General features: G+C 49.3%; 20 protein-coding genes and 1 pseudogene. 12 read left to right on the plus strand and 9 right to left on the minus strand.

The genetic code is table 11. The annotated features are described in order from the left end of the window. The first annotated feature begins 75 nt into the window (after window positions 1-75). The 5 genes from DESPODRAFT_RS03350 to DESPODRAFT_RS03370 all read left to right on the plus strand — a co-directional run bounded on the left by DESPODRAFT_RS03350 (window position 76) and on the right by DESPODRAFT_RS03370 (window position 6,050). Window positions 76-1,653, plus strand: coding sequence for a sigma-54 interaction domain-containing protein (locus DESPODRAFT_RS03350; protein WP_004071317.1), 1,578 nt, complete (start codon window positions 76-78; stop codon window positions 1,651-1,653). Window positions 1,654-2,004: 351 nt separating this feature from the next. Further along, complete coding sequence (locus DESPODRAFT_RS03355; protein ID WP_004071319.1) at window positions 2,005-3,153, plus strand: MFS transporter; 1,149 nt, start codon at window positions 2,005-2,007, stop codon at window positions 3,151-3,153. Between the two features lie 147 nt (window positions 3,154-3,300). Continuing rightward, window positions 3,301-4,677 (plus strand): DNA repair protein RadA, encoded by a 1,377-nt coding sequence (gene radA / locus DESPODRAFT_RS03360; RefSeq protein ID WP_004071321.1) that lies wholly within the window; start codon window positions 3,301-3,303, stop codon window positions 4,675-4,677. Continuing rightward, window positions 4,667-5,293, plus strand: coding sequence for an RlmE family RNA methyltransferase (locus tag DESPODRAFT_RS03365; RefSeq protein ID WP_004071322.1), 627 nt, complete (start codon window positions 4,667-4,669; stop codon window positions 5,291-5,293). The genes radA and DESPODRAFT_RS03365 overlap by 11 nt, the downstream gene beginning before the upstream one ends. A 13-nt stretch (window positions 5,294-5,306) precedes the next feature. Beyond that, window positions 5,307-6,050: a YebC/PmpR family DNA-binding transcriptional regulator gene (locus tag DESPODRAFT_RS03370; protein ID WP_004071324.1), complete on the plus strand. Its 744-nt coding sequence runs from the start codon at window positions 5,307-5,309 to the stop codon at window positions 6,048-6,050. A gap of 97 nt (window positions 6,051-6,147) precedes the next feature. Here DESPODRAFT_RS03370 and DESPODRAFT_RS03375 read toward each other — a convergent pair whose 3' ends face one another. Beyond that, complete coding sequence (locus tag DESPODRAFT_RS03375) at window positions 6,148-6,495, minus strand: hypothetical protein (RefSeq protein WP_004071329.1); 348 nt, start codon at window positions 6,493-6,495, stop codon at window positions 6,148-6,150. 170 nt (window positions 6,496-6,665) lie between these two features. On the opposite strand from DESPODRAFT_RS03375, the gene DESPODRAFT_RS03380 reads away from it, so the two are divergent. Further along, the gene (locus DESPODRAFT_RS03380; protein ID WP_004071331.1) at window positions 6,666-7,139 is read left to right on the plus strand and encodes a ferritin family protein; all 474 of its coding nucleotides are present in this window, start codon (window positions 6,666-6,668) and stop codon (window positions 7,137-7,139) included. A 183-nt stretch (window positions 7,140-7,322) separates the two neighbouring features. On the opposite strand, the gene DESPODRAFT_RS03385 is transcribed toward DESPODRAFT_RS03380, so the two are convergent. Next, window positions 7,323-8,177 carry a hypothetical protein gene (locus tag DESPODRAFT_RS03385; RefSeq protein ID WP_004071333.1) on the minus strand — a complete coding sequence of 285 codons (855 nt, stop codon included), beginning with the start codon at window positions 8,175-8,177 and terminating at the stop codon, window positions 7,323-7,325. A 172-nt stretch (window positions 8,178-8,349) separates the two neighbouring features. Between DESPODRAFT_RS03385 and DESPODRAFT_RS03395 the strand changes: the two are divergent. Next, window positions 8,350-9,375, plus strand: a pseudogene (locus DESPODRAFT_RS03395) (IS4 family transposase); the annotation flags it as partial. A 124-nt stretch (window positions 9,376-9,499) separates the two neighbouring features. Here the strand turns inward: DESPODRAFT_RS03395 and DESPODRAFT_RS03400 are convergent. Then, entirely contained in the window at window positions 9,500-11,200 is a 1,701-nt protein-coding gene (locus DESPODRAFT_RS03400; RefSeq protein WP_004071338.1) for a protein adenylyltransferase SelO, read from the minus strand. 25 nt (window positions 11,201-11,225) lie between these two features. Then, window positions 11,226-12,287, minus strand: a complete 1,062-nt coding sequence (locus tag DESPODRAFT_RS03405) for an alkene reductase (RefSeq protein ID WP_004071340.1) — start codon at window positions 12,285-12,287, stop codon at window positions 11,226-11,228. A 363-nt stretch (window positions 12,288-12,650) separates the two neighbouring features. Here DESPODRAFT_RS03405 and DESPODRAFT_RS03410 point away from each other — a divergent pair, with 363 nt between their 5' ends. Next, window positions 12,651-16,757 carry a hypothetical protein gene (locus DESPODRAFT_RS03410; protein WP_004071342.1) on the plus strand — a complete coding sequence of 1,369 codons (4,107 nt, stop codon included), beginning with the start codon at window positions 12,651-12,653 and terminating at the stop codon, window positions 16,755-16,757. A 1-nt stretch (window position 16,758) separates the two neighbouring features. On the opposite strand, the gene typA is transcribed toward DESPODRAFT_RS03410, so the two are convergent. From typA to DESPODRAFT_RS03435, 5 genes are all read right to left on the minus strand, one after another. Further along, a complete protein-coding gene (typA, locus tag DESPODRAFT_RS03415; RefSeq protein ID WP_004071345.1) occupies window positions 16,759-18,609 on the minus strand; it encodes a translational GTPase TypA in 1,851 nt (616 codons plus the stop codon). 9 nt (window positions 18,610-18,618) lie between these two features. Beyond that, window positions 18,619-19,092 (minus strand): outer membrane lipoprotein, encoded by a 474-nt coding sequence (locus tag DESPODRAFT_RS03420; RefSeq protein WP_004071347.1) that lies wholly within the window; start codon window positions 19,090-19,092, stop codon window positions 18,619-18,621. 137 nt (window positions 19,093-19,229) lie between these two features. Next, window positions 19,230-19,412 (minus strand): hypothetical protein, encoded by a 183-nt coding sequence (locus DESPODRAFT_RS03425; protein WP_040015821.1) that lies wholly within the window; start codon window positions 19,410-19,412, stop codon window positions 19,230-19,232. Window positions 19,413-19,617: 205 nt separating this feature from the next. Then, on the minus strand, window positions 19,618-19,839 hold the full coding sequence (locus DESPODRAFT_RS03430; RefSeq protein WP_040015822.1) for a hypothetical protein: 222 nt from the start codon (window positions 19,837-19,839) through the stop codon (window positions 19,618-19,620). A gap of 46 nt (window positions 19,840-19,885) precedes the next feature. Next, window positions 19,886-20,188 (minus strand): DUF2589 domain-containing protein, encoded by a 303-nt coding sequence (locus DESPODRAFT_RS03435; protein ID WP_004071352.1) that lies wholly within the window; start codon window positions 20,186-20,188, stop codon window positions 19,886-19,888. Window positions 20,189-20,367: 179 nt separating this feature from the next. Here DESPODRAFT_RS03435 and DESPODRAFT_RS03440 point away from each other — a divergent pair, with 179 nt between their 5' ends. Genes DESPODRAFT_RS03440 through DESPODRAFT_RS03455 form a run of 4 tightly spaced genes read left to right on the plus strand, consistent with a single transcriptional unit; the run spans window position 20,368 to window position 24,399 of the window. Continuing rightward, window positions 20,368-20,883 (plus strand): hypothetical protein, encoded by a 516-nt coding sequence (locus DESPODRAFT_RS03440; protein ID WP_004071353.1) that lies wholly within the window; start codon window positions 20,368-20,370, stop codon window positions 20,881-20,883. Window positions 20,884-20,895: 12 nt separating this feature from the next. Continuing rightward, window positions 20,896-22,128 (plus strand): toxic anion resistance protein, encoded by a 1,233-nt coding sequence (locus DESPODRAFT_RS03445; protein ID WP_004071354.1) that lies wholly within the window; start codon window positions 20,896-20,898, stop codon window positions 22,126-22,128. A 1-nt stretch (window position 22,129) separates the two neighbouring features. Further along, window positions 22,130-22,768 carry a DUF4178 domain-containing protein gene (locus tag DESPODRAFT_RS03450; RefSeq protein WP_004071355.1) on the plus strand — a complete coding sequence of 213 codons (639 nt, stop codon included), beginning with the start codon at window positions 22,130-22,132 and terminating at the stop codon, window positions 22,766-22,768. After that, window positions 22,765-24,399, plus strand: coding sequence for a hypothetical protein (locus DESPODRAFT_RS03455; RefSeq protein ID WP_004071356.1), 1,635 nt, complete (start codon window positions 22,765-22,767; stop codon window positions 24,397-24,399). Before DESPODRAFT_RS03450 ends, DESPODRAFT_RS03455 begins: the two co-directional genes overlap by 4 nt. Window positions 24,400-24,410 lie beyond the last annotated feature (11 nt).

Below are 24,410 nucleotides of genomic sequence, written 5' to 3' on the forward strand. Positions count from 1 at the left end.
TGCAAGCCTGAAGAAATCATTTAGTGCTTATTGTGACGGTGCAATTTTCCAAAATATTAACAGAATGCTGTTTTTATGAACAATGAAAAAGACAAATTATCCCAGGAAAATTATGAGCTGTTCAGGGAGCTGGACCCGGACCTTCTCCAAAAAAAATTTCTCAATGCCCTGCTGAAAATCCAGAATGTCAGGCGTGGATCAATCTGGATCAAACGGGGCCGGACCTATGTTTGTGTTGAGGCCGCCGGCATTGACAGCGAAAATATTGTGGGGGTTACCCTGGATGCAGGCTCACCCTCCATTGTGGGGTGGGTAATTGAAAACGGCAAGATGACCATTGCCCAAGCGGGCTCTGATCGCCGTCACAACCGGGAGGTGGAAGCACATTTCGCCATCAAAAGCAGCCAGATCCTCTGTTTTCCTTTATTCATAGACGGACAGGTCTTTGGGGCGGTACAGATTATTGACACCAACCCTGACAGTATTCACCTCAATCTGGATTCTTCCTACCTTTCCCATTTCCAAAACCTGCTTGAAATCTGTTCCATCGCCCTGGGCAACGCCCTATGTTATGCCAGGGAGCAGAAAAAGAATCGCAGACTCTCATCGGTCCTGTCCAGGGTTGAAAAAGAAAATACCATTATCGGCCAGAGCAAGGCCTTTCACAAAAGCATGGATCTTGTCAAAAGCTATGCAGATACCGACTTCAATGTGCTGATAACGGGCGAAAGCGGCACAGGCAAGGAGCTTGTGGCAGAACGCCTTCACACGGGCAGTGCCAGAGCGGATTATCCTTTCCTGGTCCAGAACTGTTCGGCCATCCCCGAAACCCTTTTGGAAAGCGAATTGTTCGGGTATAAAAAAGGCGCCTTTACCGGTGCAACCCGGGACCGGGCAGGATTGTTTGAGGCCGCTGACGGCGGCACGGTGTTTCTGGACGAAATCGGAGACATGCCCATGGGCACTCAGGCCGGGCTTCTTCGGGTATTGCAGAAAAATGAGATCAAACCATTAGGCGCCACCCAGGTCCGGTACATCAATATCAGAATCATTGCAGCCACCAATAAGGACCTTGCCGGGATGATCCAAGAAAACCGGTTCAGACAGGATCTGTATTACCGCCTTTCCGTACTGCCGATTCACCTGCCGCCATTGCGGGAACGAAGGGAAGATATTCCGTTGCTGGTCCGGCATTTTTTAAACGTGGAAGGTCGGAAAACAAACATTTCCGAAAAAAAAATCTCCCCTGAAGCCATACACCATCTGGTGGCTTATACATGGCCGGGCAATATCCGGGAACTGGAAAACCTTATCCGGTATTTGATGGTTACAACCCAAAACGAAATTATAAAACCGGATGATCTTCCCGAACGTATTCTTAAAATCAACCCGGATGGGGTCAAAGAAAGCACAGCGCCAAGAAACACAGATCCCCAAACAAATGAGACACAATACCTGCGCGATATTTCCATCATGACCTGGCCGGATCTTGAAAAGGCCTATGTCATGGCGCTCATGGAAAAATTTAACTGGAATATCACCTGGGCGGCAAAGGCGTCAGGTATCAACCGCTCAACCTTTGCCTCGCGCATGCGCAAACTCGACATTCACCGGGGCACAGGAGAATCACCGGATTCAACCACCATGGGCTGAAAGTCTTGATGTTGACATATCATTCAATAAGACATACAGCAGCAGTGCGATAGAGACTTTGGCCTGTAACCTCGAATCCCTGGTGGATAAATATGCCGATCCTGCAGATCCTCTGGTTGAGGCCACTTACCGATATGCCATGGAATGTGAAAGGGATTTTTTCAGGCAGCCTTTGAATTCGCTTTGTAAGCGATAAACACCTCAACAAATAACGTTTTTGCCTCTACGTTCTTATAATAAATTCAATTTTTTTTTTAATGAAGTGCTGGATCACCGGAGAATCATGTGATAATCAGGATCACCGAGTTGCTGATCAAGGCGTAACATGAAAGAAACAAAAAGGCTGATGCAATGAAACCCGGGGAGAGTTTAAACGGATCTTCAGAGCGCATACTGAAAATCCAGTATTTTATCTATTTCGGGGTAATGGGGATTTTTCTGCCTTATTTTAACCTCTATTGCCATCATCTGGGTTTCACCAGTTTTGAAATCGGTTCCCTGTCTGCCCTGAGGACCGCCATTACCATTGTCTTTTCAATAGTGTGGAGTATTGTTGCCGACCGGTATGCCTGGCGAAAACCGATTTATGTTCTATTCAATTTCCTCAGTGCCGCAATCTGGGTCTTCTTTCTCTATATCAATAATTTTTCGGGCATGCTCATTGTGACCATTTTTCATACTATTTTCTTTGCCCCGCTCATTGCATTTATAGAAGCCTTTGCAATGGATGAACTGGGTAGTGGGAGTGGTGACAAGAACAGATATGGCCGGATTCGCGCCTGGGGATCGGTGAGTTTTATCCTTGTTGTGTTCAGTCTGGGCAAGGTTTCCGATCTTTTCAGCATCAATACTATTGTTCCTCTCATTCTGGCCGGTTACACGCTTCAGGCGATCTTCTCGATTCCCATGCCCAAGGCGAAAGCAAGGGAGGAACAATTTCACGCCGGAGTCAGAGAACTCCTCAATGCCCGGACCCTGACTTTTCTCACCTGCTCGTTTCTGATGATTTTCAGCCATGGGACCTATTATGGATTTTATTCCATCTATCTGGAGGAGTTGGGTTATGGCCCTTTTTTTATAGGGTCGACCTGGGCTGTGGCCTCCATCGCCGAGATCGTTATTATGATCAACTCCGGCAGGATTTTAAAATATATCACCCTTGAAAATGTGATCTTCTTTTCTTGTTTGGCTGCTTCAGCCAGGTGGTGCCTTTTATGGCGTGCGGTCACAGTGACTGAAATCATGATCGCTCAGGTGCTGCATGCATTTACCTACGGGACATTTCATGTGGCCTCCATCCTGTATATGGATCGGCTTTCAACCGGACAGACGCGTACCCTGGGGCAGGCTGCCAACAATGCCGTCTCGTACGGCCTCGGCATGATGGCCGGTTTTCTGCTGAACGGCTATTTGTACGAGGCATATGGCGCCCGTCTCTTTTTAATGAGCGCATCTGTGTCGCTTGCCGGTGCGGTTGTATTTAGATTCTTGAGCCGTTGATTTGAACCGTATCGTGCTAGGTGGAGTGAACAGCAGCCCAATAAAACCCAAATTCAGAATTGCCGATTACCAAGGATACATGCTTGATAGGGATACGATATCATGATATATTCACCCGATTTTCAATCAGTTGGACAAAATTAGGACGTGACAAAAAAGAAAGATAAAACCATATTCCGCTGTAAAACCTGCGGTACACAGACACCTAAATGGATGGGCCAGTGCCCGGACTGTGGCGATTGGGACAGCCTTGTTGAAGAGACCCTGGTGGTCCGGATCCCAGGTGTGGCAGGTGCTGGCCGGCCGGCCATTGCAGCCAGACCCGTACCTATTGAATCCGTGGAACCCTCCATGTCCCTGCGTATGTGTACCGGCATCAATGAATTTGACCGGGTCCTGGGCGGCGGTATTGTAAGCGGCTCCCTGGTACTTATCGGCGGAGACCCCGGGATCGGTAAATCCACGCTCATGCTCCAGGTGTTGTCCACCCTGGCAAAGGCCGGGAAAAAATGCCTGTATGTATCCGGCGAAGAATCCATAGGCCAACTTTCCATGCGGGGAAAACGTCTGGGATCTTTGGGCCGTTCTTTGTTTGTGGTATCTGAAACCGATCTTGAGGCGATTCTTGCCATGGCGGAAAAAGATGACTATGACGCCATGGTTGTGGATTCGATTCAAACCGTATTCCACCCCCAGGTGACATCCACACCGGGCAGCATAACCCAGATCAGGGAAGCATCCATGCAGTTCATGCGCCTGTCCAAAACAGTGGGCCTTCCCATTTTTCTTGTGGGACACGTCACCAAGGGCGGCGCCATTGCAGGCCCAAGAATCATGGAGCACATGGTGGACACAGTGCTCTATTTTGAAGGGGATAAAAACCATATTTTTCGAATTCTCCGGGCCGTAAAAAACCGTTTTGGGTCCACCAATGAGATCGGGGTGTTTGAAATGCGGGATCAGGGACTGACCCAGGTGCCTAATCCATCGGCCGTGTTTTTGTCTGAACGGGCTTTGGTGGCCCCGGGATCGGTGGTTACGGCCAGTATGGAAGGGTCCCGCCCGATTCTGGTGGAAATTCAGGGCCTGGTCTCTACGTCCGGGCTGGGTACACCCCGGCGTACGGTTCTAGGGCTGGACAGCAACCGTGTAGCCCTGATTGTGGCGGTGATGGAAAAACGCCTGGGAATGAATCTGGCCGGCCTGGATATTTTCATGAATGTTACGGGGGGGGTCCGCATCACCGAGCCCTCGGCTGATCTTGCCATTGCGGCCGCGCTTGCCTCAAGCTTTCTGGATCGTCCCGTGCACAAGGAGACAACCCTGATCGGTGAGATCGGCCTTACCGGCGAGATACGGGCGGTCAGTCATGCCCAGGCCAGGATCAAAGAAGCCGCCAAAATGGGATTTACAAGATGCCTTGTGCCCACGGCCACCATGAAACAATTATCAAAAATCAAAGGCATGGCCATTGAAAGTGTCAGTTTTTTAAGGGATGCCGTGGAGGTTTTGTTTGAAGGGTAAAAAAAAGCCGGCAGGAAAAGGCGGCACGAGCGGCCAGTGGGCGGATCATCTCACACAAAAGGCCAAATCCATGGGATATCCTGCCCGATCCGTGTTTAAGCTTGAAGATATTCAGAACAAATTTCAGATTATCAAAAAAGGGGACATTGTTCTTGATCTTGGCTGCTCACCAGGGTCCTGGACACTTTATGCGGCAAAACTTGTGGGGGATCAGGGCCGTGTGTTCGGAATTGATTTAAAAGCGGTTGAAACAAATCTGCCGGCCAATGCGTTAACCATCCAGGATGACATCCTTAGCCCTGAGCACCCGGCCTTTATTGAGCCCCATACAGGTAAATTTAACGCCGTAATCAGCGACATGGCCCCGGCCACCACAGGCAGAAAAGATGTGGATGCCATCCGGTCTCTTGAACTGTGCCGCATGGCCCTTGACACGGCCTTGAAAAATTTGGCTTTTCAGGGTAATTTTGTGTGCAAAATCTTCCAGGGAAATGACTTCAAAACGTTTGAGCAAGAAGTGAAGGCCGCGTTTAAGGAGTGCCGGGTATTTAAGCCCGAAAGCTGTAGAAAACAAAGCAAAGAAATTTATATCATAGCAAAAGCAAAGATAAAATAAGGAGGCAACATCCATGTCAGGACATAGCAAATGGTCGACCATCAAACATAAGAAAGGTGCGGCCGACAAAAAGCGGGCAAAGGTCTTTACCAAGCTGATTAAGGAAATTACGGTGGCTGCCCGCATGGGCGGGGGTGACCCCGGGGCCAATCCCCGGCTGCGCCGTGCCATTGACTCGGCCAAAACCCAGAACATGCCCAAGGACAATGTGGACCGGGCCATTAAAAAGGGTACCGGCGACATGGACGGCGTCAATTACGAGGAGATCATCTATGAAGGATACGGGCCCGGCGGCGTGGCGGTGATGGTGGAATGCCTCACGGACAACAAAAACCGGACCATTGCCGATGTCAGGTATATTTTTAACAAAGCCGGCGGCAATGTGGGTACGGACGGTTGCGTGGCCTGGATGTTTGATAAAAAGGGCGTGATTACCATTTCCAAAGAACATGCAGACGAAGAGACCCTCATGGAAGTAGCCCTTGAAGCCGGGGCTGAAGATATCAAGGACGAAGGAGAGACCTTTGACGTACTCACCGCACCCGAAGATTTTGATGCGGTCAAGGATGCCATTGACGGTGCACAGATTCCCTGCGAGGTGGCTGAAATCTCCATGGTTCCCCAGAACACCACAGCGGTATCAGGCAAAGAAGCAGAGCAGATGGTCAGATTTATGGAAGCCCTGGACGACAACGATGATGTCCAGAATTTTTATACCAACGCCGATATCCCGGATGAGGCTTTTGACGCCATGTAAATTCTTTTAAAATTTGCAATATAAAAAGCCGCCATATGTATCATGGCGGCTTTTTACATTTTGCCCGCAAAATGTGGCAGCACAGGAGAGTTCAGGCTCAAAGGCCAGCCAGATCATATTCAATCTCTTCAAAAATATCTTCGATTTGATACAATGCTTTGTCCACCTCGGAAAGCTCCCGGGCCGCGATGCCCCCTTCAATCTGGCAATACAATGCCTTTAGTGGGCTCATTTGTTTGAGCAAGATGTCCTTTACTCTTGGATTTCCATCCAAGGCGTAAAGCAGTTTATCCAGCTTTCCCACAAGGTCGTAAAGGGACGGATCCTCGTATTCTTTGATGGTTTTGGCATGGATGAGGGCACTGGCCAGCTGGGGGTATGCGGCCTTGAATCCTTTTGTGTAAAACGGGCGCACATGAACCGTCAATTGCATGTACTTGCTCATGGTCTATCTTCTCCTTTTTCCGGGACAGGCACGGACAACTATGTTCCAAACATTGCTCTATAGCGAGGTTGCACTGCCCTGCAGTTTTTTTTATATTTTGAATTCAAACAAGACGATTGAGTCATTACCCGCTATTATATGGTCAACGCATGAAGAATGGGAGAGATATTATGTTTACCCTCAATGATTTGTTCGATATTGCCATAAAAATGGAAGAAAACGGCCGATCTGTCTATCTGAACGCCCTCAAGCAGACCCACAACAGGGAGATTGAAAGTCTTGTTCAGTGGATGGCCGATGAAGAAAAACGACACAAATCCTGGTTTCAAGAACAGAAAGGCCGTCTTTCTGCAGGCAGCAGGGACCTGGATGTCATGCTTCCCGGGGTGATTAAAGAGATGATGGGGGACAACAGCCTCTCTTTGAGTGAGCTGGATTTTTCAAAAATCACTACACCTGTGAAGATGCTTGAAACATTCATCATGTTTGAAAATGACACGATTCTGTTTTATCAATTTCTTGAGGCCTTTGTGGAATCAGAATCCGTTAAGGATGGACTTCACGAGATCATAGCTGAAGAAACCGCCCATGTAGACAAGATATCCGAGATGATTCAGTCTTTTAAGGCTGCAGGGGAGCTGTAGCACGGGAAGAACCCGGACCTTATCAAAGCAGGGAATAGGGATCCACATTACACTCTTTACCCTTTAGCTATGGACTTAACAACCACAGACTTCAAGCCGGTTGTTAAGTCTTTTATGGGATCAATTGTTTATTTGTAAAAATGTGCCTGATCCGACCCCATTGTCCCTTATGTCCTTATTCAGTCACTTGCCAGTATTCCTTTCAGATAACTCTCCCCTCAAACGATTATAGACCTTTTCAGAAATCCATTCGCTCACGACATTCTGGAACTCTTTTTTATTCATAAATTTCCCGAAAATATTCTCATTCTGTTCCATCCGTTCAATGAACAATGCTTGCAGCATTCCTGAAAAAAGAAGGGAAAACTTCTCCTGTGGATTAACAGCAGCAGCTTCTTTCAACGATTCTTCCTCTACAGCCGCCTCAATAATCTGATCAAAGAAAAGCTGATCAAAGAAAAGCTGATCAGCCTCAGTAAAATCAGTTCCAAATCGTTTGTTCACCACATCAATTAATTGAGAGAGCAAAAGCTCTTCTTTATGCAGCTTCCCACTACCCACTTCTATCGGTCCATCAAGGCTTTTTGCATCTCCTTCACACAAATTGATTGAAGCTTCGCTGATTTTCTGAATCCGGTAATATTCCAGTCGAATGTCATCATCAAAACTGTAGCGAGGGCCGGATTCCCGTTTTGGTAATTTAGGGAGAAGATAGCGCAGGAAGGTATATATTTTTTTAAGTTCAGAGTCCTGATACGGAATAACCTGCGAAAGAAAGGCATATAAATTTCTGAAAGCGGCCATTTTTCCCCTGATGAGTTCAGCCTGTCCTTCGTCCTTATCTTTCAGGATTGAAAAACGTTCCACTGCTGGATCAATGGCAGCAGTCAATGCCTTATGGTCAGCATGGCTCTGTCTTTTTTTCTGCTTGAAATAGACCGATACAAATGCATCAAGCTCTTCCCGGGTATAAATCCCGGACGCATCCAACTCAGCCTTGATGGCATACATTGTATTTGGATCAGCCTCTTCGCCCATTATTCATTCCAGTTTCCGTATATTTCATACATGTTCTGTCGTCTTCCACCTCACCGGAAAAGGCGACCAGCGTTTTAATCCAGGTCAGTGATGTCCGGTTAGGTTTTTGCAAGGTAACTCCGATAGCATTTTTTTATAAAAACATCATTTTTTTTGTTGACAAAAGCGTTAAAAAATGACCTTTGAGGATCAGCTAAAAGCTTTGGTCTATTTTCATCTTCAAGAGCATAAATCTGCACGTCATTTAGTCCAGGATATGCAGGAAAATGAATTTGCCAGGCAAAACGTAGCACCAGATGAGGGAATTAGTCGTAGTAGTTTTTCAGAGGCCATCAACCACCGGGGGCTTGAACAATTACAATATGTTTTTGAAAACCTCTACAAACAGGCTTCAGCGGTGCTTCCTGATGCATATGAAGAATTAGGTGATCTCGTATCAATTGATGGCAGCCTCATCACTGCTGTGCTGTCAATGTTTTGGGCAGACTATCGGGAAGGAGCCAAAAAAGCCAAAGTGCATTGTGGTTTTGACATTAACCATGGCATCCCTACTCAAGTATACCTGACAGACGGGAACGGAGCTGAACGCCTTTTCATTGATCAAATTCTTACTGAAGGACAAACCGGCGTTATGGACCGGGGTTACCAATCCCATGACATTTTTGATTTGCTTCAGGGCAAAAACAAACATTTTGTTTGTCGGATCAAGGCCAAAACGACAAGGACAATCATTGAACAATATCCAACGGAAAAAGGCGGTTATATTTTTTATGATGCATTAGTGCTTCTTGGAACTCCGGGGCAAAATCAAACCCGGGAACCTGTCCGTGTTGTTGGTTATCAGATTTCCGGGACAAAATATTATGTTGCTACTGATCGTCGTAAGCTTACTGCAGAACAAATAGCAACGATTTATAAACTCAGGTGGAGTGTAGAATCCTTCTTTAAATGGTGGAAGGAGCACCTTAAAGTTTATCACCTGATTGCCAGAAGTAAGTATGGTCTGATGGTTCAAATTTTGGGTGGTCTTATAACATATCTGCTGATGGCGATATATTGCCATGAAGAATTCAATGAGAAAGTCTCCATCAAAAGGGTTCGGCAATTACGAACTAAAATTTTGAATGAGTTATTTAACGGCCAAGGCAACTCTGAACCGATTGAGAACAATAATTTCAAAACTCTCTATCTTTTTTAGATGCAATTCATATATTTCCAAAGCCTTTATCGAAGTGCTGTTGGCCCCTTTTGTTATTGAGGACCTGAGGTATTAAATTGGGCAGATCAAACTGAGGTGTTTGAGGTGAAAACTATTTTTAGAATCAAGATGAACAGCTATAGTGCGAAACGCCACCAACGTTAAAAAACGCCTCAGGTTTTAGACGATAATATTTATCTTCTACCCTTTGAGATTGCTCATCATATGGAGAGCTAAGAACTTCTTGCAACTCTCTTACTAATGTGTAGTCACCCCGCGTGGCTTGTTGATAGGCGGGGACAATCAACCACTCTCGCCACGCGTATTTGGGGTTAATCTGTTTCATCTTTGCCGATATCTCAGCCAAATGGCCGCCTTTGATAACGAGGTCGTGCCAGTTTTTCAGCCAAGATTGCCATTGCTCATCGAGTTGTTGTGAGTTCTTTCTATAGAAGCTCTTTTTCAAGGCTGAAATATTCTCTGGTACATGGGATAATTCACGGAAGAAAATGGTGTAATCCACCTCTGATTTGGTCAGTAACTGCATTAATCCCTGCACTATCTTTGGGTGATAGTCTGTCAAGCCAAGCTTGGCCGCCCACATTTTCTGGATTTGTTTTTGCATTGCCTCTGCAAAGCCATGACGTATTTGATCCAATTGTTTCAAAGCTTCGGCATCTTTAGCAAGCAGCGGTCTAACTGCAGTCCAAAACATGTGGTAATTGGCTTCTGCTGCGGTTGGCTGATTGAAGAAGGAAAAGTGTTCGCCGCCGCCAGTCCATGGCTGAAACCCAGGGTCGAAAATTTCACAGAATCCAAATGGTCCATAGTCGAGGGTAAAGCCGCCTGTGGCGCAGTTGTCACTGTTATAATTACCCTGGCAGTATCCAATACGCTGCCAATTGGCCACTAGTGACGTAAGCCGCCGGCGAAAAAGCTTTGCCAACTCAACCACTTGATCCGCAAAAACAAGGTCTTGATTAATATCGTTTTGGTATTCTCGGTCAATTAAATGCGACACAATCATGCGCAACTCTTCTAAGGCTCTTGGATGAGTATTGCCGCGAACCCGGCGGGCAAATAACTCTAACTGACCAACGCGCAAAAAAGATGGTGCAACGCGAGTTGAAATCGCCACAGGATTATCCACCATAATATCAGGATCGGTGGAATAAGAGTCTTGGGAGTACCAGGGCCGGGCAACGGTCTCAGATTTAGATACATATAGGGTTAGAGATCTCGTTGTGGGAACCCCCAGGGCGTGCATATACTCTTGCGCGAGAAACTCACGCACACTTGAACGAAGAACTGCACGCCCGTCGGCATCACGGCAATAAGGCGTTGTACCGCCACCCTTTAGTTGCATTTCCCAACGCTGTCCTTTGAATACCCCTTCAAATACTGATATCGCCCGACCATCGCCATAACCATTGCCGGTTCCAAATGGACATTGGTGGGTATATTCGGTGCCGTAAATTGACAGGGCATAGCCAACGGCCCAGCCAATTTTACGCATAGGCTTGTGCGCTGCTGAGATATCACCAGAAAATACCTGGCAAAATTTTGGATCATTTACCAACTCGTCGCTCAACCCAAGTTCATTAAAAAAAGTGCTGCTATGGGTTACATATTCCGGGTCTGGAAGCGGCGTGGGAGTAACCGGTACGAAGTGACCGGAAAAAACCTGACGGGCACGGTGGTCGTTACCATCTCCAGTGGCATCGGGATCGGCATTTAAGGTATCCATTAAAGAATAATCAGCTAATCTCACAAACTCATCGAAAGTCGATATGCGCTGCTGAGCAGACGGTTTAGACAATGACATTGTTGCAAATTCCTCATAACAGGTATCATCGATTTACATGTGCGAACGGGTAATCTGTATAACCTTTATCTGCACCGACGTAAAATGTTGATGTATCCGGGATATTAAGCGGTTCACCTGTTTTAAATCGATAAGGCAAGTCAGGATTGGCAATAAATAGCTGACCAAAGGCAACGGCATCTGCTTTTCCTTTTACAATAACATCTTCAGCAGTTTCTTTTGTGAAACCTTCATTGGCGATGTAAACACCGCCGAACGATTTTTTTAATATTGGTGCAAACCAATCATCACGCATAGCTTCTCGAGCACAGATAAAAGCGATATTACGTTTTTTTAGCTGTTCGGCAACATACGTAAACGTAGCAAGCAGGTTGGAATCTCCCATATCATGGACATCTCCCCGGGGAGCTAAATGCATACCGACACGATCAGCTCCCCAAACCGAGATAACGGCATCGGTTACTTCCAGCATAAACCTGGCACGGTTTTCCAGACTTCCCCCATATTCATCGGCTCTCTTGTTGGTACTATCCTGCAAGAATTGATCGAGCAGATAACCGTTGGCTCCGTGTATCTCAACACCGTCGAATCCAGCCTTTTTAGCATTTTCAGCTCCTATCCGGAACGCTTCAATAATACTGCCTATTTCATCTGTTTGCAGGGCCCGTGGCGTAACATAAGGTTTTTCCGGACGAACCAAACTGACATGACCTTTTGGTCGAACCGCGCTTGGGGCAACAGGAATTTCACCATCGAGGAACATGGGGTCAGAAATTCGTCCCACATGCCACAATTGTAAAAATATACGTCCCTTGGCTTTATGAACTCCGTTGGTAATTTTCTTCCAGCCCTCTACCTGTTTCTCAGACCAGATTCCAGGTGTATCAGCATAGCCCACACCCATTGGAGTAACTGCAGTTGCCTCGCTTATAATTAAGCCGGCGCTACTTCGTTGGGTATAATATTCTATCATTAAATCATTTGGTGTACGTTCCGAGCCTGCACGACTGCGTGTCAACGGGGACATGACAATACGATTTGGCAGCTCTAATGCACCAATAGTTAAAGGATTGAACAAACTATTCATATTTCATCTCCTAATTATATATTGCAATCGTTCATATCAGAAAGTAACGAATTATCGAAGTTTGTCAATATTGCATATAACTGCTCTGGCACTAATTCCTGAACCCGGGCTTTTTTTTTCAATATCGTTTCGGATGGTATTGGTATTGCAATAAGTGAAAGATTTTTGCATTCTCATTGGCCCGTTTCAGGTGCTCACCGTGATGATTTACATTCGACAGGCTGTCAATTCTCCTAAAGCCCCGCATTGATTTTTGTCCATATTCCTATTAGACTGTGTCCCAGTTGATATTGAATACGACCCGGACCGTATTCCTTTTTCAAATCTGAAATTTGTCAGATTCTTTTCAAAAAGGACATTGTCATGACCATTCAGCGAAATATCGGCGTTATTTGTATATTGCTTATGGCTTGCGCCATTTTTCCGGCAGTATATGGCCAGGCACATGCGAGATCTTCCGTTTACGTTCCCGATGCCCTTGCCCCCTGGAAAGAATGGGTGCTGCAGGGAAAAGAACAGCAGTTGTCATGCATTCCCATGTACAACAATGCCGGACAGATCCTTTGCGCCTGGCCGGGAGAGTTAAACATGAATCTGACAGACAGCGGGGGTGCATTCAAACAGTCATGGCAGGTGTATGCCCAGACCCGGGTGGATTTGCCGGGCTCCGACAGAAACTGGCCCGTGCAGGTTCTTGCCGACGGTAAGCCTGCTGTGGTTTTGGACCAGGATAACACCCCGGGCCTGATACTTTCCCCGGGCCGTCATACAATCAGCGGACAATTTTACTGGCGAACCATGCCCGAAAGACTGAATATCCCGTCATCAAGCGGACTGGTGAGTCTAAGCGTTAATCATCAGCCCGTAACGTTTCCGGATCTGGACGATGAGGGCCGGTTGTGGCTAAAGCAGAGAAACCGTGAACAACGGGTGGAAGACCGGTTAAAAGTTGAATGTTTCCGGCTCATCGAGGATGACATTCCGGCCCGGATGTCGGTTGCGCTTACCCTGGAAGTGTCGGGCCAGGCCCGGCAGATGGTGTTGGGGCCTGTATACCAAAGTGACAGGCTCATCCCGGTATCCTTTAAAAGCCCGCTGCCTGCCCGTCTGGAATCCGACGGCCGGATCACCATTCAGGTTCGGCCCGGACGCTATAACATTGATCTTAATCTGCGCCATGCCGGGCCTTTGGAGAACGTCCGATTCATCCGTCCGGACCAGGCATTCTGGCCGGATCACGAGATCTGGGCCTTCAGTGCCAGGACCGACCTGAGACAGGTGCAGATTTCAGGGGCTGACCCCGTGGACCCCAAACAAACGCCCATGCCGGCACGATGGCAATCCTTTCCGGCGTACCTGATGGCGCCTGCCACCACACTGGCCTTTAAGCAGATCAAGCGGGGAGATCCCGAGCCCGCACCGGATCAGCTCTCCTTGAATCGAACCCTGTGGCTGCGTTTTGATGGTACCGGCTATTTTATCCAGGATAAAATCACGGGCAAAAAGAACACCAACTGGCGCCTGGAAATGAATCCGGCCATCCATCCGGGCCAGGTTCTTGTGGATGGTAAAGAGCAGTTGATCACCAAAAGAGACGATAGCGACAAGGCCGGTATTGAGCTAAGAAACGGCGAAATTAATATTGTGGCCGATGCCACCTTTGAAAACGGGATTGCCGATGTTCCGGCAACGGGCTGGGACCATGATTTCAATGACGTAAACGGCACGCTTAACCTGCCTGCGGGCTGGACCCTTATCAATGCCCGGAGCGTAGACCGCATCCCCGGCACCTGGGTGGGCAGATGGACCCTGCTGGATTTTTTTGCGCTCCTGATTTTTACCATTGCCCTGTCCCGGGTCTACTCAAAACCTTTAGCCATTCTTGCCTTTGTCACCCTGGTGCTGATCTTCCATGAAGATCAGGCACCCAAGTATATCTGGCTGGTGCTTTTGGTGGGATTTGCTTTGCTCAAACATCTGCCCGAGGGCAGGATGCGCGCCTTTGTCAAGCTTTGTCAGGGTACGGCGCTGATCTGTTTTGCCGCCATTGTGATTCCCTTTGCCATCCAGACCCTTCGCATCGGCATATACCCGGAACTGGCCAGCACATGGACCGATACATCAAATGCCGTAATCCGGTCAGAATCCCGGGATCAGGTGATTATGATGGAAGAGGGAGGCCCGAAGCCGTCCGTGGCAAAAGCGGAACGGCAGGGGGCGGATCGAAATAAGCTGATGCGTATGGAGAGCATCGCCCCGGCCAGTGCGCCTGAGCCGGCCGGAAAGTCGGCTCAAGTTATGCAGCAAGTTATGCAGTATGACCCCAAAGCCCGAACCCAGACAGGCCCGGGCATGCCTTTGTGGCCGGCGTATGAAACCATCGGTTTTTCCTGGTCCGGTCCTGTGAATAAAGACCAGTCCATAGGGTTCTTTCTCATCGGGCCAACAGTCAACCTGGTCCTGGCCTTTTTGCGGGTCGCCCTTGTGGTGCTTTTAGGTGCGGGCATGCTCGGTATCGGCAAAGGCGGCATTAAAAAGGCAGGTGCAACCGGTATTAAACAGATGCTTCCTGCGTTGTCCGCACTTGTTCTGTGTCTTACGCCCGTATTGTCGCATGCAGCACAATTCCCGTCAAAGGAGATGCTGGAAGAACTGGAAAAACGGCTGCTCGAAACGGACCAATGTTTCAACTCCTGTGCAAATTTGCCCCAGGCGTCCATTGACCTGAAAAAGGATGTGATGACGGTCAGCGTGGCGGTTCATGCCGCCATTGACACGGCAATTCCCCTTCCCGGGGATGCCGGCCAGTGGCTGCCGTCACAGGTAACCGTGGACGGCCTGACCGCTGCGGGCATCTTCAAAAAAGAGGGGCAATTCTGGGTGATGGTCCCCAAGGGTCGCCACAAAATAGATCTTTACGGTGCCATACGGCAGCAGAGCGGTTTCCAGCTTTTTTTCCCTTTAAAACCCCGGCACCTGGATATTGTCATGGACGGCTGGACAGTGGAAGGCAGTCATCCCGACGGCAGTTTTGATGCCCAGCTTCAGTTTAAACGAAATGCCCGGGCAGACGGTAAAGATCAGCAGGTACTTGAAACAGGTGTTCTGCCTGCGTTTGCCAGGATTGAACGGACCCTGCTGCTCGGACTTGTCTGGAAAGTAAATACCCAGGTAATCCGTCAAGGAGAAGCAAGTTCCGGCATGGTCCTTGACATCCCGTTGCTTCCCGGCGAATCCATCACCACCGAAGGCATCCGGGTAGAGGGGAATACCGCAAAGGTCAACTTTGGTTCCGGACAGAAAACATTGACCTGGGAATCTTTTCTGGCCCCTGCGGATAAAATAGAGTTAAAACATGCCAATACCCGTGACTGGACCGAAATATGGAAGGTGGATATCAGCCCTGTTTTTCATATGGAATACCAGGGAACCCCTGTGATTTTTCATAAAACCGGCACCCGCTGGTATCCCACCTGGCACCCCTGGCCCGGGGAGACCCTGACACTGACCGTGACCCGGCCCCAGGGCATTGAGGGACAGACCATGACCATTGAAAAAAGTCTGCTGACCTTTTCGCCGGGCAGGGCAGCGGCCACGGCTCAGCTGGATCTTACCATCAACAGCAGCCAGGGAGGGCGCCATACCATTTCTCTGCCCAAAGACGCCAGGCTGCAGGAGGTGAAAATTGAAGGCAGGATACGACCCATCCGGCAGGATCAGAACCAGGTAACCCTACCCATTGTCCCGGGACACCAGGAAATTGTACTCCAATGGGTGTCAGCCGGGGGTATTACCCCCTTCTATAAAACACCGGTTGTGAACCTGGGGATGGAGAGTGCCAACGCCTGTGTGGATATCACGCCCGGCAGCAGCCGGTGGCCCCTGTTTCTGGGTGGGGAACCGGCTTTGGGTCCGGCCGTACTCTTCTGGTCCGAACTGATCGTGATCCTGATCATTGCCTTTATCCTCTCAAAAACCGGGCGGACGCCGTTGACCCTGTTGCAGTGGTTTTTGCTGTTCATCGGCATCACCATGAACCATCCGGCACCCGCGATCATTGTGGCAGGCTGGCTGATTGCACTCGATTTTCGGTCCAAAGCCGATCGGTTCACCGGCATGAAGTTCAACCTGATCCAGCTGGGCATTGTGGCACTGACCCTGGCATCGGGTGCATGTCTGGTTTTGAGCATATCCAACGGACTTTTAGGGCATCCGGATATGAACATCCGGGGCAACGGTGCCAGTGCCAACCTGCTGCGCTGGTATCATGATGTGTCAGGGCCTGTTCTGCCCCGGACATGGATGGTGTCCATTCCCATGTGGTCCTACCGGGTTGCCATGCTGGCCTGGGCGCTTTGGGTCTCCTTCTGGTTGATCAATATTTTGAAATGGGGATGGACCAGGTTTTGCACACCCATGTTGTGGTCCAAAGTGGAATGGCGCAAGTCTAAAGCCACACCCCCAAAATAAATCAGGACTCCGTATTTTTTTTCTTAAGCTTTCCGGCCAGGATATGGCGTTTGGCAGCATTAAGTTCCACCTTGCGGATGCGGATGGATAAGGGGGTGACCTCAACCATTTCATCGTCCCTGATAAAATGGATGGCCTGTTCAAGGGTCATGGGCTTGATAGGGGAGCAGATGGTGGCTTCGTCTTTTCCGGATGCACGCATATTGGTCAGCTTCTTCTCTTTGCAGGCATTGACGTCAATATCCGAATGACGGTTGTGTTCACCAATGACCATGCCCTCGTAAACCGGGGTGCCCGGAGTGATGAAAAGACGGCCCCGGGGTTCCAGGTTGAACAGGGCATAGGGTACGGCTTTGCCCTGGCGGTCGCACACCAGGGAGCCGGTGTAGCGTACGGGAAAATCCCCGCGATGGGCTTCATACCCGGACAGATAGGAGTTCAGGATGCCCGTGCCCCGGGTGTCGGTCATGAACTCGTCCCGGTACCCGATCAGTGAACGGGAGGGGATAGAGAATTCCAGGCGGACCCGGCCCTTGCCGTTGTTCACCAGGTTGGTCATCTTGCCCTTTCTTACGGACAGTTTTTCGGTGACCACGCCCATGAAATTCTCATCGCAATCCACAAACAGATGTTCAATGGGCTCCAGGAGCTTCCCGTTCTCTTCCCGGTAAATGACCTTGGGGCGGCCTACGCACACTTCAAAATTTTCACGGCGCATGGTCTCAATGAGGATGGCCAGCTGCAGCTCCCCGCGTCCCTTGACAATAAAGCTGTCGTCATCGCTACTCTCCTCCACCTCAATGGCCACATTGAGCAGGGTTTCCTTGAGCAGGCGCTCCCGGATTTTTCTGGACTGGACATTTTTGCCATCCTTGCCGGCAAAAGGGGAGGTGTTAATGGTAAACCGCATGAACACCGTGGGTTCGTCCACTGTAATCCTGGGCAGGGCCAGTGGATTTTCCCGGGTGCATATGGTATCGCCGATTTTCACGTCCTCAATGCCTGCCAGCACGATGATGTCTCCGGTGTCTGCCTGATCCACCGGCACCAGTGTTATGCCTTCATAGGACTGGAGTTTGGACACCTTAAGCTGTTTCTGGCCGCCGTTCTCATCCATGCACACCAGAGACGCGTTGGAGGCGGCAGATCCGTTGAATACCTTGCCAATGGCAAGGCGGCCCAGGTAATCGGAATAGCCAAGGTCTGACACCAGCATCTGGAAAGGGGCGTCAGGATCATACGACGGCGCAGGCATCTCATTGATGATGATATCAAAAAGGACCTTTAGGTTATCCACCTCTTCTTCCAGTCCCCGCTTGACAATCCCGTCGCGGCCAATGGCATATAGGTAGGTGAACTCCAGCTGTTCATCCGTCGCGCCAAGATCAATGAACAGGTCGTAGACCATGTCCAGAACCTCATCGGGCCGGGCATCCTTGCGGTCGATCTTGTTTATGATGACAAGTACGGGAAGACCTGCCTCAAAGGTTTTTTTGAGCACAAATCGGGTCTGGGGCAAAGGCCCTTCAGATGCATCCACCAGCAAAATGGCGGAATCCGCCATGGAAAGGGCCCGCTCTACCTCACCGCCGAAATCTGCATGGCCCGGGGTGTCAATAATATTAATCTTTATGCCGTTGCAGGTGACAGAGCAGTTTTTGGCGGCAATGGTAATGCCCCGCTCCCGCTCCAGGTCCATGGAGTCCATGAGCCGGTCATCCACTTCCTGGCCTTCCCGGAACATCCCGCTCTGTTTGAACATGGCATCCACAAGTGTGGTTTTCCCATGGTCAACATGGGCGATTATGGCAACATTTCTTAGTTTATCATTTACTGCACTGTTTTTTTTCATATTCTCCTGTTATTTAGATATCCGGGTCGTGCCATCCGGGGCAGTCAACACCCGCACCCTGTCCCCGGGAAATATCGGTGCATCAGCTTCCTGAACCACTACAATGGTTCTATAACTGTCAAGATTAACAACAATTTCCAACCCGTTTTTGGTTCCGGCCTCATGTTCAATGGCTGCGCCAATGGCCGCACCTGCCAGGGCACCGACAATGGTGGCCACACCCTGTCCGTGGCCCTGGCCGACGGAGCTGCCGATCACACCGCCGGTGACACCGCCGATGGCACCACCGGCAACCGGAGGATTTGAGGCCTGGATGATGACGGATTTTACAGATTCCACAGTCCCTGTATCCACAGTTTGGGCCTGCATGGTCTGCTCATAGGTATATACATTGGAGCTGGATGACGCGCATCCTGCCATGGTCAGCATAGCTGCAACCATAATGCAAACAATAATTTTAATGCCTGATCGGGCTGTATTCATGTTCCTGCCTCCCGGGTTGATATATAAAATGTGCGCCAAAGGCGCTTTACCCTCTTGTTTCAAGTATTTTGTTTCTTGATGGTGCCATTATACCGCCTGTAGCCGGCAAAAGGAAGTAATGATTGCATGGGAGAAAGTCAAGTAAGGCAGGATAATCGCGGAGGCTGCATTGGGCCCTGGGCTATGTCTTGTCCGGTCTGGCCAAGGGCCAGTTTTAATGAATTTACCTTCACCGTTGGATGGCTGCGTTTGAGCATGGTCAGCGCAATTGCAAACTCATCCACCAGGGATTGGCAAAGCTCAGATAAAGAGATCTGCATTTTAATTGCTATTCATGTTGTTCTCAAGTAATTCGTCAAGCAGGTGGAGACGGTCACCCGGAGACATCACCGTATTCAGATAGCTGTACATGGATTTTGTCTCCTCAATGGCTTCCCAGCTTTGCCAGGTTTGTTTCAGCCAGTCGCGGCGGGGGCTTGAAGGCGGTAGACTGATGGGAACAATATTTGAAGCAACGGAAATAAACTAGGCCAGTTTATCCCGCCAGGCATCAAATTTTTGGTCTATCATATGAACCTGGGATACAAGTTTCGCTTCCACCTCTCCCAGGGCTTGGGAGGCTGTCACATTAACGCTTTTTGTCCGTGACAGCTTTACGCCGTTGAGAGGCCCCTTCCGAAACCCATTCTGGGCTGCAACAATGCGAGCCCGCTGCCGGGATAGAGAGTTTTTCAGTTCTTCTCCCACTGCCTTTTTAATGGTTTCGGCATCGGCAATCTGATCTGCTTCCCCCTCATCCTGGGCCTATTAACATGGGTATATTAATGGAGACTTCCGGCAGCCTGACACGTGGAATGCTCATTCCCGATAGAAGGGGGTTGTCCTTGTAATGCTCGACCACAGCAGCAGATCCCCATCCGGCCTTGGCTTTCAATTCGGTATCAAGGCCATGGGAAGAGGTGGATGAGGACTCCTGAACCGAGGTTATTTTCGCATTAAAATCAATGGTGGTTTCTTCGACCCGGATGAACGGAATGGGCAGCATGGTGAGGAATGGCACGGTCAGCATATGCCTAACGTTAGTGTTGTCAAGCATTTTATCCAGGGCAAATGCATTTGGATTTGGTGTGATTTGGGAGGTGGGCACTGGTCAACAGGGCGGATTGACTTGAACTTCGCGCCATTTAATGTATAACAATAGTACCGTCCCGGTCTAAAAAGCATTAAAGTTGCCTTTAAATAAGGCTTTCTTAAAAAAATGGAAGGGAATAGTTCATGACCGTTATAATTACAGCTGCCGTATTTATTATTGCGTTATTTGCATTCAAGCTCATTATGAGGCGTCTAAAGGTGCCAAAAGTTTCATCGTCTACCAAGGATCAATCCCCGCCTGCCAAAAAAGATCCGGGTGCTGATTTCAAGGAAATTCTTGATACCCTGATCAAGCTGAATATTCTGATTCGGACCGACCGTGATTTTTCCATGGACCTGATTCTGAAAATAGAATCGATTGTGGACGATCTTAAAGCGCTTATCCCGGATATGATCACCCGTTACCCGGGGGAGACCCTGACCTATGAGCTGAAAAAAATCGGGGCCACCCATTTATTTAAAATCGTTAAAGAGTATCTCGACCTTTCCCCGGACAGCAGACAGATCCAAAGGTCGGCGTTTGAAAAAACCATTGAAACCCTTCATGAGGTATGCGCCAGATCCCGGCAGATTGTGGACAATAATGAAATTGCAGAATTTAAAACCATGGCCCATTTTCTTGAAGGTAAATTTTCATAAAGGAGAAAACATATGTCCAGTTTGGCTCAGGAACTAGCCAATGTGGCCGGTCAGGCCAAAGCACCTGTATTAGCGGAAGTTACACAAGCATCCGGGCAGGGGGCGCTTACCCCTGTCCAGGCAGCCAACCAGCTGGTGCCGGTCCAGCCCGGGCACCTTGCTGTTGAAGATATCAAGGCAATTGAAAATCACGCCCAGGCCTTTGTGGAGAAGGTCAAAACAGACCCGTCCAACTGGCAGCTCGGCAATTTTGTATTTTCCCTGGGTCGGGAAGTCATGGAAAAAACTCAGACCCAGGTATCCCTATACGACCGTAAAATGGGCTCGGTGCTGAAAAATGTGGCGGCTGAGGAGAGCTCCCCTGTGGCAAGAAATATCCTGGCCATTAAAACCGAACTGGACAAGGTTAACCCCACCATGGTGGCGAAAACGCAAATGCCTTTGCCTAAAAAAGTGATGGGGCTTTTCACCCGCACCGTAAACCGTCTGCCCAAGGGCGACGAGATCCTGCGCATTATTGCCGAACGCAGGGAAACCGTGAACTCCACCATTGACGGCATCCGGGAGCACCTGCGCAATGAGGCGGACCAGGTGGCTTTTGACGCGGCGGAACTGTCCCAGATTTGTGATGCATTAAAAGAGATCCAGCCGGCCCTGCAGGAACAGATTTACCTGGGGCAGCTGATCTGGGAAAAGCTCACGGCACACCTTGAGACGGTGACCGATCCCCGGGTCAAAGAGGCACTGACCACCCTGGCCTCTGATCTGGCCATGGCTGTTGTGGACCTGCAGACCATTGACAATTCCAATCTTCAGACCCGGTTCGGCGGAGAGATGATGGTCAGAAATTCTCATTTGGTTCAGCGTCTGGTCCAGCGCACGGACATGATCCTGGCCACAGCCGTGAAAAATGCCCTGGCCGTTCGGGTGGCGGCGGAGCAGCAGATGGATACCTTGAAACACCTGGATATGGTTCAGAAGGCAGCAGCCGAGACCATGACGGATACGGCAAAGGTCATTGGCGATGCTGCGGTCAAGGGCGCAAAGATGAGCCAGAGCATGACCGTGAATATTGAAGCCCTGGAAGAGGCGTGTAATACTTATGAGCAGGCATTTGAGGCCTACACTGCCATTTCAAGGGAGACCATCAGCATTGCTTCCCAAAGTTCCAATGCGTTAAGTGTTATGAACGAACGTTTCAGAGCCAGGACAGATGCGTTAACGTCAAGGCGTCAGGAGGGCTGACATGATACCCGTTTCCGAACAAAAGTCTTTTGAACAGCGGTTTTCCATTATCCGCACCCTGGCCCCGGACAACATGTTGTCAAAGGAGGAGCAGGCACGGCTGACCATCATGGATGCAGGTGTTGGCGACGTTTTTACCTGTTTTGGCAGCACCTATATTGTCCAGGAGATCAACAAATACCAGGAGGCCAGTGAGGATTATTCAAAGTTGAAAGATTATTTTGTCACCGAACTGACATGCCTGTGCCTGGAAACCGGCGCGGTGGGCCATTTTGAATGGGAAATTGATGATGAACTGGCGGTATGTATCACCCTGGACCAGATCAAATTCAAACGGCTGGCTGATGAAGAGGGCCAGCCCATTGACGAAGATGATCTGGACCAGATTGTCGAGGATGAGGACACGATTGTCTATGCCGGTGAAACCTTTGATTATGATGACGACTGGGCTGCCGTATACCGTCGCAACGGCAAAGAAGAAAAGGTTTATATGTATGAATTTGTCAATAATCGATCGTCCCTGTTCATTACCATTGAAGAGTGGCAGGACGGGGACAAAGAGGAATACCGGATTTATATTTCCAAACCCGTGAACCCGTTGGAGTTGGTTCTTATCTCCAAGGGGGGAGGCAAAACATGACAGGCCGTCACCCCCGGGTTAAAACGGAACCAATATTCACAAATGTGGTTTTTATTTTGTTGGCCCTGGTTTTTCTGACCGGTTGCGGCCAGGGACTTTCCGATGCAACCAAAACCCAGGCCAAAGCGGTAAAACAGGATCTGGAATCTACCCGGGATTTCATTGAAGCCCAGAAGAAAAAATATGCCGGCCTGTCAACCTCCCCGGACTTCTCTGCCATGGCTGAGTATGCAGCAAGGGAAAAATGGGGCAGGGCATTTGCCGATGCCGGTGCCACCCTGGCCCGGGCACAGGATCTATATGACAAGGGGTTAAACGTCACCATCAAACAGGATAAGCCCGAAGGTGAAGTCCAGGCCTTAGCCCAGATCAAGCAGGTCAACTCGATAATCCGGGACGCTAAAGATCAGGCCAAAGCGCCCTTGGAACGTGTAAGCAGAATCACGGCAGCCATGAACCGGACCCAGGCCATGGAGAGATCCGCCCTGGAATCGGCAGACACCATCCTGTCAAAGGTGCAAGACCTGGAGCAGGGACCCGTGGCCAAGGCAAAGGAACAATTTCCTGCGTCAGAAGCCAAAATTACGGCCCGGTTCGCCCCGTTTGTCAAAATGGCGGATGACACAAAGGTCAATACGGATATTGTAAAGACCCAGTATAAGGCCCATACCGAAGGCCCTGCCGACTATGGCGCTTTTGTCACGGCAGCCGATGCCATTGAAGGGGCAAAGGTGACGCTTTCCAGGGAGGCACCAAAATTTGAAAAGGATCTGGATCAGTTATACCAAAGTTACACCAAAATCCTTGAAGATATGAAAGTGGACTATTTTGTCAATATCTATCGTGAATCCTGGGATGAAAGGTCAGATTTCTATAATCCCAGAATTTTCGCCTATACCGTACAGGTATCCCCTGCGGTTTTTCAGGCGTTAAACCAGTCCCAGGGTGAATCCATTGCAGAGTTGAAATCGGGTGGCAAGGGGATGAATATACGGGTTACCCCGGGGCTGGAATCCGCCTTCAAGGCCTTGAACCTTGATTTGGCGGCAGGCTGGCCTGATTCCCGGCACAATGCCGCTACCTTCTACCTTGAGAGCACCCAATTAAAGCATTTTCATAAATACCTTAAGGAAGAGAACGGGGAAACTTCGGAAACCGGCTGGGAAGCGGTGAGTGCCTCTTTTTATGAACAAAATTTGGACAACCTGGGCATGGCGATTTTGTCCAAACCCTATGGTGAATTTGAGCCCGATCCCCAGGCCGCTCCCCCCGGCATGGCCTATGTCGGCAATCCCAAATACGGGGAATGGAAAAAGGATGAAAACGGCAACAATTTCTGGTCCTGGTACGGGAAATATGCCTTTTTTTCCAACCTGTTCTTTTTCCCGCCCCATTACTATTCCTATGGATCATGGAACAGGTGGCGCTCGGACTACAGATACAAAAAACCCTATTACGGCCAGAGCCAAACCGGATACACCTTCGGCACCCGGGGCAGCACCATGAACCAGTCACCACGGTATCAGAACAGCACCTTTTCGAAAACCGGCGGACTTAAAACCGCTTCTGCCTCGGTGAGGGGCGGCGCTTCAGGGCTTAGGGGCGGCGGTCCCAAGTCAAAAGGTAAATAAGGAGAATTACT

It is taken from the genome of Desulfobacter postgatei 2ac9 (genome assembly GCF_000233695.2).
GTDB lineage: Bacteria > Desulfobacterota > Desulfobacteria > Desulfobacterales > Desulfobacteraceae > Desulfobacter > Desulfobacter postgatei.